The organism is Flavimobilis soli (assembly GCF_002564025.1).
Lineage (GTDB): Bacteria > Actinomycetota > Actinomycetes > Actinomycetales > Cellulomonadaceae > Flavimobilis > Flavimobilis soli.
Genome location: NZ_PDJH01000001.1, coordinates 564,578 through 578,894, shown reverse-complemented (window position 1 = coordinate 578,894; position 14,317 = coordinate 564,578). Strand labels below are relative to the sequence as shown.

The following is a 14,317-nucleotide window of genomic DNA, read 5'->3' as shown; positions in this document are numbered from 1 at the left end:
ACGACGAAGGGGGCGGTCATGACGACGGAGGTGACGTCGTGACCGCCCCCGCTCATGTCGTGGAGCTGGTCGCGAGCATGGCGGCGGAGCGGCCCGCGGGGCTCGGGGCGACGCGCCTCGTGTGCGTGGACGGTCCGGCAGGTTCGGGCAAGACGACGCTCGCGGCGCAGCTCGGTGCGCTGCTCCCGGCGCAGGTCGTGCACATGGACGACCTGTACGAGGGGTGGACCGGCATGCGCGCGGGCGTCGACCGGCTCGTGGAGTGGGTGCTCGAGCCCCTCGCGGAGGGGCGTCCGGGCAGGTACCGCCGGTACGACTGGGGCCTGGGCAAGTACGCGGAGCGCCACTCGGTCCCGCTCGCCGACTTCCTCGTCGTGGAGGGCTGCGGCTCGGCGAGCCTCGGGACCGAGCGGTTCTCGCCGCTCGTCGTGTGGGTCGAGGCGCCGGACGACGTGCGCCTCGAGCGTGGTCTCGAGCGTGACGGCGCAGCCCTCGAGCCGGCCTGGCGCGAGTTCATGCGGGAGGAGCGCGAGCACTATGCCGAGCACCGCACGCGCGAGCGCGCCCACGTGCGCCTCGACGGCACCGGCAACCTCGTCGAGGACTGACCGGCTCCGGTGAGAGGCCGGCGGTGTCGGAGCGTCGGTGCCCGGCGGGCGCGGGGCGTCAGCGGATGACTGCTGGCCTGACGGTGCCCGCTGCTCGCGGCGGACGACGCAGCCGGGGCGCCGACCCGGCGTGATGGCGCCCAGCACGGCCCGAGCCCGCGTGCCGCGGGAGGCGCTCGCGCCACCGAGACAGCACCATGGGGACGTGCACCAACGCCCTCACGAGACCCCGCCGGCCGGCGCGCCCGCCCCGAGGCGCCCCACCCTCGAGGGGCCGCCCGCGGCCTCGGGGGCCGAGGGCCGTCTGCCTGTGTCGCGCCGCTGGTTCGTGCGACCGGTGCTCGACGTCGCGCACGGGCTGCTCGACGCGCACCTGGTGCGCACGACACCTGACGGGCGCGTCACGCTGCGCGTGACGGAGGTCGAGGCGTACGCGGGGGAGACGGACCCGGCGTCGCACGCGTTCAGGGGCTTGAGCCGTCGCAACGCGACGATGTTCGGCCCTCCGGGCCGTCTCTACGTCTACCGCCACATGGGGCTGCACCACTGCGCGAACGTCGTGGGCGCCGAGGAGGGGACGGCGCGCGCGGTCCTCCTGCGTGCGGGTGAGGTGGTCGAGGGAGCGGACCTTGCGACGGCACGGCGGCAGGTGCGCGGCGTCGTCCGTTCGCCCGTGGACCTGGCGCGCGGGCCTGCGCGCCTCGCGGACGCGCTCGGTCTGACCCTGGCCGACGACGGCGCGGACCTTCTCACCGGCGAAGGCCTCGAGCTTCTCGTCCGTGAGCACGCGGTACCGGCGGGTGCCGTCGAGACGGGTCCTCGCGTGGGGGTGGGCGCAGCGGGGGCGGACCCCGAGCGGTTCCCGTGGCGGCTGTGGCTCGCCGGGGACCCGACCGTCTCGCAGTTCCGTGGCCCGTCGCAGCCGCGTCGGCGGACAGGGCAGACTAGTGCTGTTGACCTCGTCCGAGGTCGCGAAGCACGAAGGAGCAGCGGTGAGCAACGTTCTTGATGAACTCCAGTGGCGCGGGCTGGTCAGCCAGACGACTGATGTCGAGGCCCTGCGCGCGGCTCTCGAGAACGGTCCGATCACCTATTACTGCGGCTTCGACCCGACCGCGCCGAGCCTGCACCACGGCCACCTGGTCCAGCTCGTCCTGCTGCGCCACCTCCAGCTCGCGGGCCACCACCCCATCGCACTCGTCGGCGGGGCGACGGGCCTGATCGGGGACCCGCGCATGTCGGGCGAGCGTGTCCTCAACGACCGCGAGACGGTCGCCGGCTGGGTCGAGCGCCTGCAGACCCAGATCTCGCGCTTCCTCTCGTTCGAGGGGGAGAACCCGGCGCGCATGGTCAACAACCTGGACTGGCACGCCGGCCTGTCGGCGCTGGACTTCCTGCGCGACGTCGGCAAGCACTACCGCCTCGGGACGATGCTCGCGAAGGAGACGGTCGCGCGCCGGCTCGCGTCCGACGAGGGCATCTCGTTCACGGAGTTCAGCTACCAGATCCTCCAGGGCATGGACTTCCTCGAGCTCAACCGCCGGTACGGCTGCACCCTGCAGACGGGCGGCAACGACCAGTGGGGCAACCTTCTGTCGGGTGTGGAGCTCGTGCGCAAGGCCGACCAGAAGTCTGTCCACGCGCTCACGACGCCGCTCATCACGAAGGCGGACGGCACGAAGTTCGGCAAGTCCGAGGGCGGCGCCGTGTGGCTCGCGCCGGACATGATGTCGCCGTACGCCTTCTACCAGTTCTGGGTCAACGCGGACGACGCCGACGTCGTCGGTTGGCTGCGCACGTTCACCTTCCGGACGCGCGAGGAGATCGCGGAGCTCGAGGCGGCCGTCGCCGAGCGTCCGGCGGCGCGTGAGGCGCAGAAGGCGCTCGCGGCGGACGTCACGACGATGGTGCACGGCGAGCGCGCGACGCAGCAGGCGATCGCCGCGAGCCAGGCGCTGTTCGGACGCGGCGAGCTGGCGGACCTGGATCCTGAGACGCTCGCGGCGGCGACGGAGGGCCTTCCGCGGACGGGCTTCGCGGTCGGGGACCCGGTCGCCGACGTGCTCGCTGCTACCGGTGTCGTGAAGGGCAAGAGCGCGGCGCGACGCGCGATCGCCGAGGGTGGCGTGTACGTCAACAACGTCAAGGTGTCCGGTGAGGACGCAGTGCTCTCGGCGCACGACGTGCTTGCGGAGCGCTACGTGCTGCTGCGCCGTGGCAAGCGCACGGTGACGGTCGCGGTGCTGGGCGACGAGCCTGGCCAGGGGGCCGCTCGCGCCTGAGCGGGTGGGCGGTGACGGTCGTCACCGGGACGGAACTTGACCCTGATCGTCGCCGCCCCGTAGTGTTCTTCGAGTCGCCCCGAGAGGGGAGGAACGGACTGCCGCAGGCCTCGCACCCAGGTGTGAAGGAGCGGCCGGCCGGTCCCCGAGGGTGACTCCTCGATGCGAAACTCGGCTCTCGTGCTCTGCGCGGGAATGAGGTAGAGTATCGGTCCGGCCCTCCAGCCGATCACAACCAGCTCTCGGTTCTGCCGGGATGCGGGTTGGACACGGCGGGATGGATCGGGTAAGTTTGAACGGTTGCCTCCGAGCCGCCCGGAAGGGTTGGTGGGGATGCGCGTCTGTTCCTTGAGAACTCAACAGTGTGCTTGATAGTCAATGCCAAATATCCCTGTCGGGTGGCTTGGTCTGGTCCTTCCTGGGCTGGGTCGGGTTGCTCATAGAGGATTCCTTTGGATAATGGATTGAAAACGCAAGTTTTCGATCTTGATGCCAGTTTTATTCAGGCTGTCCTTCGGGATGGTCTGCTTCGTATGGTTGTTAACCGGGTTCGCCTGGTTGGCGTCAAACATTTACGGAGAGTTTGATCCTGGCTCAGGACGAACGCTGGCGGCGTGCTTAACACATGCAAGTCGAACGGTGAAGGTGGAGCTTGCTCTGCTGGATCAGTGGCGAACGGGTGAGTAACACGTGAGTAACCTGCCCCTCACTTCGGGATAACCTCGGGAAATCGTGGCTAATACCGGATACGAGGCACCTTCGCATGGGGTGTGCCTGGAAAGATTTATCGGTGGGGGATGGACTCGCGGCCTATCAGCTTGTTGGTGGGGTAATGGCCTACCAAGGCGACGACGGGTAGCCGGCCTGAGAGGGCGACCGGCCACACTGGGACTGAGATACGGCCCAGACTCCTACGGGAGGCAGCAGTGGGGAATATTGCACAATGGGCGCAAGCCTGATGCAGCGACGCCGCGTGGGGGATGAAGGCCTTCGGGTTGTAAACCCCTTTCAGCAGGGAAGAAGCGAAAGTGACGGTACCTGCAGAAGAAGCGCCGGCTAACTACGTGCCAGCAGCCGCGGTAATACGTAGGGCGCAAGCGTTGTCCGGAATTATTGGGCGTAAAGAGCTCGTAGGCGGTTTGTCGCGTCTGGTGTGAAAACTCAAGGCTCAACCTTGAGCTTGCACCGGGTACGGGCAGACTAGAGTGCGGTAGGGGTGACTGGAATTCCTGGTGTAGCGGTGGAATGCGCAGATATCAGGAGGAACACCGATGGCGAAGGCAGGTCACTGGGCCGCAACTGACGCTGAGGAGCGAAAGCATGGGGAGCGAACAGGATTAGATACCCTGGTAGTCCATGCCGTAAACGTTGGGCACTAGGTGTGGGGCTCATTCCACGAGTTCCGTGCCGCAGCAAACGCATTAAGTGCCCCGCCTGGGGAGTACGGCCGCAAGGCTAAAACTCAAAGGAATTGACGGGGGCCCGCACAAGCGGCGGAGCATGCGGATTAATTCGATGCAACGCGAAGAACCTTACCAAGGCTTGACATACACCGGAATCATGCAGAGATGTGTGCGTCTTCGGACTGGTGTACAGGTGGTGCATGGTTGTCGTCAGCTCGTGTCGTGAGATGTTGGGTTAAGTCCCGCAACGAGCGCAACCCTCGTCCTATGTTGCCAGCACTTCGGGTGGGGACTCATAGGATACTGCCGGGGTCAACTCGGAGGAAGGTGGGGATGACGTCAAATCATCATGCCCCTTATGTCTTGGGCTTCACGCATGCTACAATGGCCGGTACAAAGGGCTGCGATACCGCGAGGTGGAGCGAATCCCAAAAAGCCGGTCTCAGTTCGGATTGGGGTCTGCAACTCGACCCCATGAAGTCGGAGTCGCTAGTAATCGCAGATCAGCAACGCTGCGGTGAATACGTTCCCGGGCCTTGTACACACCGCCCGTCAAGTCACGAAAGTCGGTAACACCCGAAGCCGGTGGCCCAACCCTTGTGGAGGGAGCCGTCGAAGGTGGGATTGGCGATTGGGACTAAGTCGTAACAAGGTAGCCGTACCGGAAGGTGCGGCTGGATCACCTCCTTTCTAAGGAGCCACAACCGATCGGATCTACCACTGGTTCACCTGCCTTGCGGGTGGCGGTGCCGGTCGGTCAAGTGCCACGCTCGGGCCGAACGCGCCTGGGGTGGGACGCTCATGGGTGGAACATTGACTTCTTGCGAGCTCGGGTGCTGGTGCACCGGTCAGTACGCCTCCTTGTGGGGTGGGAACGCCACGTGCCGGCGGCCTGGGGGAGTTCAAGCACACTGTTGGGTCCTGAGGGAACAGGCCTCTCGGTGCCGGTGACGGCGTCGGGTGGACTGGTTTCCTTCACGGACTGCCCCTGGCGGGTGAACCGCCGGTGATCTTCGGGTCGCCGGTAGGCGCGGCGCTGATGAGGGGGTGGGGTCGTTGGTAGCTTGAGAACTGCACAGTGGACGCGAGCATCTTTGTAACATCAAAGATTTATCTTTGGTATCTGCAATTTAGCTGTTGTCAAGTTTTTAAGGGCACAGGGCGGATGCCTTGGCACTAGGAGCCGAAGAAGGACGTTGTAGCCTGCGATAAGCCTCGGGGAGTTGGCAAACGAACCGTGATCCGAGGATGTCCGAATGGGGAAACCCACCTGGAGTCATGTCCAGGTACCCGCACCTGAATATATAGGGTGTGTGGAGGGAACGTCGGGAAGTGAAACATCTCAGTACCGACAGGAAGAGATATTCCGTGAGTAGTGGCGAGCGAAAGCGGATCAGGCCAAACCGATGGCGTGTGATACCCGGCAGGGGTTGCGTCATCGGGGTTGTGGGACCTTTTGGATCATTCTGCCGGATGGTCAGGGAGTCAGAAAGCTTCGTCATAGTCGAAGGCCTTGGGAAGGGCCGGCACAGAGGGTGACACCCCCGTAGACGAAATGGCGTAGCCTCCCGAGAGTGTTCCCAAGTAGCACGGGGCCCGAGAAATCCCGTGTGAATCTGTCGAGACCACTCGATAAGCCTAAATACTACCTAGTGACCGATAGCGGACAAGTACCGTGAGGGAAAGGTGAAAAGTACCCCGGGAGGGGAGTGAAATAGTACCTGAAACCGTGTGCCTACAATCCGTTGGAGCCTCCTTAGCAGGGGTGACAGCGTGCCTTTTGAAGAATGAGCCTGCGAGTTAGTGCTCAGTGGCGAGGTTAACCCGTGAGGGGAAGCCGTAGCGAAAGCGAGTCCGAACAGGGCGATCATAGTCGCTGGGTCTAGACCCGAAGCGGAGTGATCTACCCATGGCCAGGTTGAAGCGCGGGTAAGACCGCGTGGAGGACCGAACCCACCTAGGTTGAAAACTGGGGGGATGAGCTGTGGGTAGGGGTGAAAGGCCAATCAAACTCCGTGATAGCTGGTTCTCCCCGAAATGCATTTAGGTGCAGCGTCACGTGTTTCTTGCCGGAGGTAGAGCTACTGGATGGCCGATGGGCCCTACAAGGTTACTGACGTCAGCCAAACTCCGAATGCCGGTAAGACAGAGCGTGGCAGTGAGACTGCGGGGGATAAGCTCCGTAGTCGAGAGGGAAACAGCCCAGACCACCAGCTAAGGCCCCTAAGCGTGTGCTAAGTGGGAAAGGATGTGGAGTTGCACAGACAACCAGGAGGTTGGCTTAGAAGCAGCCACCCTTGAAAGAGTGCGTAATAGCTCACTGGTCAAGTGATTCCGCGCCGACAATGTAGCGGGGCTCAAGTACACCGCCGAAGCTGTGGCATTCACATTTTCGCTAGGCCTTCGTGGTCCAGGCATGTGGATGGGTAGGGGAGCGTCGTGTGGGCAGTGAAGCTGCGGGGTAACCCAGTGGTGGAGCCTACACGAGTGAGAATGCAGGCATGAGTAGCGAATGACGGGTGAGAAACCCGTCCGCCGAATGACCAAGGGTTCCAGGGCCAGGCTAATCCGCCCTGGGTAAGTCGGGACCTAAGGCGAGGCCGACAGGCGTAGTCGATGGACAACGGGTTGATATTCCCGTACCGGCGAAGAACCGCCCAGATCGAACCCGGTGATGCTAAGCGCCCGGACCGTCACCTGTTGACCCTTCGGGGTCTTGGTGTGCGGCGAGGCCGCGACCCGAGCTGGTAGTAGGTGAGCGTATTAACAGGGGTGACGCAGGAAGGTAGCCGAGCGTGGCGATGGTTGACCACGTCCAAGGTTGTAGGGCGAGCAGTAGGCAAATCCGCTGCTCACATAGCCTGAGAACTGACGGTGACCCCGTATGGGGGATGATTCGGTGATCCTATGCTGCCTAGAAAAACCTCGACGCGATGGTTCTAGCCGCCCGTACCCTAAACCGACTCAGGTGGTCAGGTAGAGAATACTAAGGCGACGAGATAATCATGGTTAAGGAACTCGGCAAAATGCCCCCGTAACTTCGGGAGAAGGGGGGCCTGAGGCGTGTACCGGCTTGCCCGGGAAGCGTTTGAAGGCCGCAGAGACCAGGGGGAAGCGACTGTTTACTAAAAACACAGGTCCGTGCGAAGTCGCAAGACGATGTATACGGACTGACGCCTGCCCGGTGCTGGAAGGTTAAGAGGACTGGTCAGCTCTTCGGAGCGAAGCTGAGAATTTAAGCCCCAGTAAACGGCGGTGGTAACTATAACCATCCTAAGGTAGCGAAATTCCTTGTCGGGTAAGTTCCGACCTGCACGAATGGCGTAACGACTTCCCCGCTGTCTCAACCGTGAACTCGGCGAAATTGCACTACGAGTAAAGATGCTCGTTACGCGCAGCAGGACGGAAAGACCCCGGGACCTTTACTATAGCTTGGTATTGGTGTTCGGTGCGGCTTGTGTAGGATAGGTGGGAGACTGTGAAGCCGGCACGCCAGTGTCGGTGGAGTCATCGTTGAAATACCACTCTGGTCGCTCTGGATACCTAACTTCGGTCCGTGATCCGGACCAGGGACAGTGCCTGGTGGGTAGTTTAACTGGGGCGGTTGCCTCCTAAAATGTAACGGAGGCGCTCAAAGGTTCCCTCAGCCTGGTTGGCAATCAGGTGTCGAGTGCAAGTGCACAAGGGAGCTTGACTGTGAGACTGACAGGTCGAGCAGGGACGAAAGTCGGAACTAGTGATCCGGCGGTGGCTTGTGGAAGCGCCGTCGCTCAACGGATAAAAGGTACCCCGGGGATAACAGGCTGATCTTGCCCAAGAGTCCATATCGACGGCATGGTTTGGCACCTCGATGTCGGCTCGTCGCATCCTGGGGCTGGAGTAGGTCCCAAGGGTTGGGCTGTTCGCCCATTAAAGCGGTACGCGAGCTGGGTTTAGAACGTCGTGAGACAGTTCGGTCCCTATCCGCTGCGCGCGCAGGAAACTTGAGAAGACCTGTCCCTAGTACGAGAGGACCGGGACGGACTAACCTCTGGTGTGCCAGTTGTTCCGCCAGGAGCATGGCTGGTTGGCTACGTTGGGAAGAGATAACCGCTGAAAGCATCTAAGCGGGAAGCTTGCTTCAAGATGAGGTTTCCACGCCCCTTGCGGGTGAGAGGCTCCCAGTAGACCACTGGGTTGATAGGCCGGATGTGGAAGTGAGGACCAAAGACTCATGGAGCTGACCGGTACTAATGAGCCGACAACTTGATAACAACTAATTTTGTGCTACGCGTCCACTGTGCGGTTCCCGAGATACCAGCGACGGATATCTCCATAGAGTTACGGCGGTCATAGCGAGAGGGAAACGCCCGGTCCCATTCCGAACCCGGAAGCTAAGCCTCTCAGCGCCGATGGTACTGCCCTGGAGACGGGGTGGGAGAGTAGGACGCCGCCGGACAACCATTCACCAAAGGCCCACCCCGCACGGGGTGGGCCTTTGGCGTGCGCGCATGCAGGGACGGCCACCGGCCTGCCGGCCGCTGTCCCGGTCTCACGACCCGGCTCGGCGGCGCTTCTTGCCGCCAGCCGGACCCCCGCGCGGCAACGGGGCCGCGAAGGCCCGTCATTCGTCACACCTCGCTCCCCATCGTTCTCTGCGACAATGGAGCGCAACTCAATCGTGGAAGGAACCGCATCAGCGTGAACGAGAACCCAGACAGGAACCGCCGCGACGACGGCGAGCAGCCCAGGCGGTCCTCGTCCGCACCCCGAGGCAGCCGCGACGACCGCGGCAGCGACCGAGCACCGCGCAGCGACAGAGCACCGCGCAGCGACAGAGCACCGCGCAGCGGTAGCTACGGCCGCCGCGACTCTGGTCCCCGCTACGGCGACGCACGCCGCGACGACAACCAGGGCAGCCGCTACGGCGCTGGCCGCGACGCCCGGCCCAGCTCGAACGACCGCGGCGACGAGCGTGGGTCCTTCCGCAACGACGACCGCCGCTCCGGTGCAACGCGCAACGACCGTGACACGCGTCCTTCCTACGGCGGCCCGCGAGGTGGAGGCCGGGACTCTCGTCCGTCCTACGGTTCGCGTCCTTCGTTCGGCGCGGAGCGTCGCGACGATCGCGGGACGGGTCGTGAGGAGCGTGGCTTCCGGGGCGGTCAGCCGCGCCGCGACGATGAGCGCACCCAGCGCGACGAGCGTGGCTCTTACGGTTCGCGCCCGTCGTTCGGCGGCTCCCGCGGTGGTGACCGCGACTCCCGCCCGACGCGCGACTCCGGCCGTGACCGGCGCCCGTCCTACGGTGCAGGCCGCGACGACCGCGACTCGCGCCCGACGTTCGGCGACTCGCGCGATGGAGACCGCGACGCGCGGTCCTCGTTCGGTCGGCCCCGAGGTGGAGGCCGGGACTCTCGTCCGTCCTACGGTTCGCGTCCCTCGTTCGGCGCGGAGCGTCGCGACGATCGCGGCACAGGTCGCGAGGAGCGTGGCTTCCGGGGCGGTCAGCCCCGCCGCGACGATGAGCGCACCCAGCGCGACGAGCGTGGCTCTTACGGTTCGCGCCCATCGTTCGGCGGCTCCCGCGGTGGTGGCCGCGACTCCCGCCCGTCCTACGGTTCGCGTCCCTCCTTCGGATCCGACCGTCGGGACGAGCGCCCCCGTAGCGAGAGCGGGGCGGCGCGTCGCGACGAGCGCTCCACCAGCGGCGAGCGTCGTCCGTCCAGCTACGACCGTCGTCCTGCGCACCGCGAAGGCCGTCCGCCGGCGGGGGACTACCGCCCCCGCACCTCGGACCGTGCAGGCTCGCGCGGCTACGAGGGCGGCGACGACCGCCGTCGTGACGACCGCCCGGGTCTGCGGCAGCGTCCCGACCGCCACGAGCACAGCAACCGTCCTGCCCGTGACGACCGCCCGCGCAACGCTGAGGGCGACGCCCCGCGCCACGGGCCTGTCCTGCCCGACGAGGTCTCGTTCAGCGAGCTCGACCGCGACGCTCGCGGTCGCCTGCGAACGCTGAGCAAGGACAACGCCGAGGCCGTCGGGCGCCACCTCGTCATGGTCGCCCGCCTCATCGACGTCGACCCGGAGCTGGCATACGAGCACGCCCAGGAGGCCGTCCGCCGCGGCGGGCGCGTCGACATCGTCCGCGAGGCCGCAGGCCTCGCGGCCTACCGCACGGGTCGCTACGCCGAGGCGCTGCGCGAGCTGCGCACCGTGCGTCGGCTCAACGGGTCGTCCGAGCACCTTCCGGTCATGGCTGACTGCGAGCGCGGACTTGAGCGCCCTGAACGGGCGATCGCCCTCGCAGCCACGCCTGAGGCCGAGACGCTCGAGCCCTCCGCCAAGGTCGAGCTCGCGATCGTCGTCAGCGGCGCCCGCGGCGACCTCGGCGAGCTCGACGCCGCACTCGCGGTGCTCGACCAGATCGAGGTCCCGCGCGGGGAACGCCTCCTCGAGGCGCGCGTCGCCGTCGCACGCTCGCTCGTCCACGAGGCCGCCGGTCGCCCCGACGCCGCTGCTCACGCGCTCGCCGGTTTCACCGCCGACGAGATCCGCGCCGCGAGCGGCGAGGTCGACGAGGAGGACGACGTCGTCGTCTACGACCTGACCGAGGAGCTCGTCCCCGAGCCCGAGACGCCTGACGACGCGGCAGCGACCGAGGGAGACGACACCGACACGTCGGCCGACACCCCGAGGGGCGACGCACAGGTCGCCGACGGCGAGAGCGACGACGCAGCCCTGGAGGCCGACGACCCGACCAGCGGCGCGACGCAGACCGCCGAGGCCGTCGCTCCCGACGAGCGCGGCGACGCTCCCGAGGACGACGCCGAGACTGACAGCACGGAGGACGAGAAGTGACCGCAGCCGGCCTCATCGGGACCGACCGGCCGCTCGCCGAGGCCTACGACCTCGCGCTCGTGGACCTCGACGGCGTCGCCTACCGCGGCCCGCTGCCGATCGACCACGCAGCCGAGGGGCTCACGTCCGCGCGCGAGCGCGGGCTCGGGCTCGTCTTCGTCACCAACAACGCGTCGCGAGAGCCCGAGTCGGTCTCGGACCAGCTCACGTCGCTCGGCATCCCGACGCAGCCCGACGAGGTCATGACCGCGGCCCAGGCCGCGGCCAAGGTTCTCGAGACGCGGCTCGCACCCGGGGCGAAGGTGCTCGTCGTCGGCGGCGCCGGCCTGCGCACCGCCGTGACGACGTCGGGCTTCACGGTCGTCGGCTCCGCCGACGACGAGCCCGACGCAGTCGTCCAGGGCTTCGCGCCCGAGCTCGGCTGGAAGGACCTCGCGGAGGCGGCGTACGCCGTCGGGCGCGGCGCCTGGTACGTCGCGAGCAACCTCGACCTCTCCCTGCCGACGGCCCGCGGTTACGCGCCCGGAAACGGCGCGCTCGTCGGAGCCGTCGTCAACGCGACCGGCGTCACGCCGGACAGCGCCGGTAAGCCGTCGCCGCGGATGTACGAGCTCGCGGTCGAGCGCGCCGGCGCCGAGCGTGTGCTCGTCGTCGGTGACCGCCTCGACACCGACCTCGCCGGCGCGCGCGCCGGAGGATACCCCGGTCTGCACGTCCTCACGGGCGTCAACACCGCGCGCGACGACGTGCTCGCCGAGCCGCACCTGCGTCCGCACCTCATCGGTGAGGACCTGCGTGCGCTGCTCGTCGCGCACCCCGAGCCGCGGCTCGAGTCCGGCTGGTGGGTCAGCCGCGGCGCGGCCGCCCGGGTCGTCGACGGACGTCTCGAGCTCGACGACACGAAGCTCGCCGACGACGCGGACGGCGTCGACATCGTCCGTGCGGCGTGCGCTGCTGCGTGGGACAGTGTCGACTCCGGCGCCGGCGCGGTCGCCCCTGACTCCGTCCCGGAGTTCGCGGTCGGCGACCACTGAGGCACCTGCCACCAGGCACAGGCGCCGCAGCCTCGGACACACGTCCGTCGCTGCGGCGTCGTCGTACCAGGGGAGCGGGCTAACCTGGGTGAGGCCGGTCTGCAGGCCACGCACCATGAACCACACGCCGCGTCAGGGCCACGTGCCGTTCCCCGACCACCCGAGTGCCGACAGGAGGAGACCATGCCAGGTAGCCGCACCGGCGACGCCGAGGTCGACCGCATGCTCGAGCGTCTCGACGGTCTGGACGAGCGCCCGGTCGTCGAGCACGTCCAGGTCGTCGAGCAGGTCCACCGCGACCTCGAGGCGCACCTCGCCGGGCAGGACGAGGACTGACATGACCGCAGGCGCCCAGCGCGTCGACGTCGCCCTCGTCGCGCGCGGGCTCGTCCGCTCGCGCACGCTCGCCCAGCACGCGGTGCGAGACGGCCGCGTCCTCGCGGACGGCACGCCCGTCACGCGCGCCTCGCACCCCGTCGACGACTCCACGACGCTCCGCCTGCTCCCCGGTGACGTCGACAGGTACGTCTCGCGCGCCGGGCACAAGCTCGCAGGCGCGCTCGGCGCGCTCGACGCGCTCGACGAGCGCGACCTGCCGTGCCCCCGCCCCCTCGTCGACGGTGCGAGCTGCCTCGACGTCGGGGCGTCGACAGGAGGGTTCACGCAGGTCCTGCTCGAGCGGGGCGCCCGCCAGGTCGTGGCCCTCGACGTCGGTCACGACCAGCTCGACCCGACCCTGCGTACCGACCCGCGCGTCGTCGTCCGGGAGGGCGCCAACGCGCGCGAGCTCTCACGTGACGACCTTCCTGACGAGGTTCACGTCGTCGTCGCCGACCTGTCCTTCATCTCCCTGACGCTCGTCCTCCCGGCGCTGCGCGCGGCTGCGCCCTCGGCGGACCTCCTGCTCATGGTCAAGCCGCAGTTCGAGGTCGGGCGCGAGCGCCTCGGCCGAGGCGGCGTCGTCCGTGACGCTGGCCTGCACGTCTCCGCCGTGCTGGACGTCGTGCGCTGCGCCACCGAGCTCGGGGCACCACCGGTCGCCGTCGCGGCGAGCTCGCTGCCCGGGCCGAGCGGCAACCGCGAGTTCTTCTGCTGGTTCAGCCCCCGTCGCGGCGACGTCGACCCGGCGTGGAGCGCCGCCGCCGTGCGCGCCGCGGTGGCAGACTCTGAGGGGCGCCAGGCCTACGTGGTCGGCGCGACGACGGACGGAGGTGACCAGTGACCAGGACCGCGATCGTGGTGACCCACGGCGGCCGGCCCGAGGCGCTCGTCGCCCTCCGGGAAGCCATGCACGAGCTCACGGCAGCAGGGTTCACGGTCGTCCTGCACGACCAGGACCTGCCCACCCCGCACGGCGACCTCGCCGGGGCGCACCGACCCGAGACGGCCGACGCCGAGATCGTCGTCGTGCTCGGGGGCGACGGGACCATCCTGCGCGCGGCGGAGCTCACGCGTGGCACCTCCGTCCCCATCCTGGGCGTCAATCTCGGCCACGTCGGCTTCCTCGCCGAGAGCGAGCGCGAGGACCTGCGGGCAGCGGTCCAACGGGTCGCGGCACGCGACTACGAGGTCGAGGAGCGTGGCGTCGTCGAGGTCGAGGTGCGCGCGCCCGGCTACCAGCAGCCCGTCGTCGGCTGGGCGCTCAACGAGGCGACCGTCGAGAAGGCCGACCGGCAGCGCATGCTCGAGGTCGCGATCGAGGTCGACGGGCGGCCCCTGTCCTCCTTCGGCTGCGACGGCGTCGTCGTCTCGACCGCCACCGGCTCCACCGCGCACGCATTCTCGGCCGGCGGGCCTGTCGTGTGGCCCGACGTCGACGCGATGCTCCTCGTCCCGCTCGCCGCGCACGCGCTCTTCGCGAGGCCCCTCGTCGTCGGGCCGCGCTCGACGTTCGCGGTCGAGATCGTCACGCGCTCGCAGTCGGGCGGCGTGCTCACCCTCGACGGCCGCCGTCGGGTCGACGTCGCGCCAGGGGCACGCATCGAGGTGCGTCGCGGCTCCGACCCCGTGCGGCTCGCGCGGCTGAGCCACGCACCGTTCACCGACAGGCTCGTGCGCAAGTTCAACCTCCCGGTCGTGGGCTGGCGCGGCGGCGCGCCGCGTACCGGTTCCCAGCCCGTCATCCCGCACCACCCGAAGGACTGACA

At 67.3% G+C, this 14,317-nt stretch carries 8 protein-coding genes and 3 rRNA genes; all 11 read left to right on the top strand.

Annotated features, from left to right (window positions below; translation table 11 throughout):
• The first annotated feature begins 38 nt into the window (after positions 1-38).
• The 11 genes from ATL41_RS02625 to ATL41_RS02575 all read left to right on the top strand — a co-directional run bounded on the left by ATL41_RS02625 (position 39) and on the right by ATL41_RS02575 (position 14,315).
• Positions 39-608 (top strand): nucleoside/nucleotide kinase family protein, encoded by a 570-nt coding sequence (locus tag ATL41_RS02625; RefSeq protein WP_098457074.1) that lies wholly within the window; start codon positions 39-41, stop codon positions 606-608.
• A gap of 304 nt (positions 609-912) precedes the next feature.
• On the top strand, positions 913-1,617 hold the full coding sequence (locus ATL41_RS02620; protein ID WP_425432683.1) for a DNA-3-methyladenine glycosylase: 705 nt from the start codon (positions 913-915) through the stop codon (positions 1,615-1,617).
• On the top strand, positions 1,601-2,890 hold the full coding sequence (tyrS, locus tag ATL41_RS02615; protein ID WP_098457072.1) for a tyrosine--tRNA ligase: 1,290 nt from the start codon (positions 1,601-1,603) through the stop codon (positions 2,888-2,890). The genes ATL41_RS02620 and tyrS overlap by 17 nt, the downstream gene beginning before the upstream one ends.
• Before the next feature lie 571 nt (positions 2,891-3,461).
• Positions 3,462-4,983 (top strand): 16S ribosomal RNA (locus ATL41_RS02610).
• Between the two features lie 448 nt (positions 4,984-5,431).
• Positions 5,432-8,546 (top strand): 23S ribosomal RNA (locus ATL41_RS02605).
• Between the two features lie 68 nt (positions 8,547-8,614).
• A 5S ribosomal RNA gene (gene rrf, locus ATL41_RS02600) occupies positions 8,615-8,731 on the top strand.
• Together the 16S, 23S and 5S rRNA genes form the textbook arrangement of a ribosomal RNA operon.
• Positions 8,732-10,332: 1,601 nt before the next feature.
• Positions 10,333-11,136: a tetratricopeptide repeat protein gene (locus ATL41_RS02595; RefSeq protein ID WP_181010224.1), complete on the top strand. Its 804-nt coding sequence runs from the start codon at positions 10,333-10,335 to the stop codon at positions 11,134-11,136.
• Entirely contained in the window at positions 11,133-12,170 is a 1,038-nt protein-coding gene (locus tag ATL41_RS02590) for an HAD-IIA family hydrolase (RefSeq protein ID WP_098457071.1), read from the top strand. The genes ATL41_RS02595 and ATL41_RS02590 overlap by 4 nt, the downstream gene beginning before the upstream one ends.
• A gap of 183 nt (positions 12,171-12,353) precedes the next feature.
• Positions 12,354-12,506: a hypothetical protein gene (locus ATL41_RS13130; protein ID WP_169924482.1), complete on the top strand. Its 153-nt coding sequence runs from the start codon at positions 12,354-12,356 to the stop codon at positions 12,504-12,506.
• 1 nt (position 12,507) lies between these two features.
• Positions 12,508-13,392, top strand: a complete 885-nt coding sequence (locus ATL41_RS02580) for a TlyA family RNA methyltransferase (protein ID WP_098457069.1) — start codon at positions 12,508-12,510, stop codon at positions 13,390-13,392.
• Positions 13,389-14,315 carry an NAD kinase gene (locus tag ATL41_RS02575; RefSeq protein ID WP_098457068.1) on the top strand — a complete coding sequence of 309 codons (927 nt, stop codon included), beginning with the start codon at positions 13,389-13,391 and terminating at the stop codon, positions 14,313-14,315. Before ATL41_RS02580 ends, ATL41_RS02575 begins: the two co-directional genes overlap by 4 nt.
• Positions 14,316-14,317 lie beyond the last annotated feature (2 nt).

Bases quoted from the DNA above. Each gene is read 5' to 3' on its own strand.
- ATL41_RS02595 (WP_181010224.1), top strand. From the start codon at position 10,333: ATGGTCGCCCGCCTCATCGACGTCGACCCGGAGCTGGCATACGAGCAC.
- ATL41_RS13130 (WP_169924482.1), top strand. From the start codon at position 12,354: ATGCCAGGTAGCCGCACCGGCGACGCCGAGGTCGACCGCATGCTCGAG.
- ATL41_RS02580 (WP_098457069.1), top strand. From the start codon at position 12,508: ATGACCGCAGGCGCCCAGCGCGTCGACGTCGCCCTCGTCGCGCGCGGG.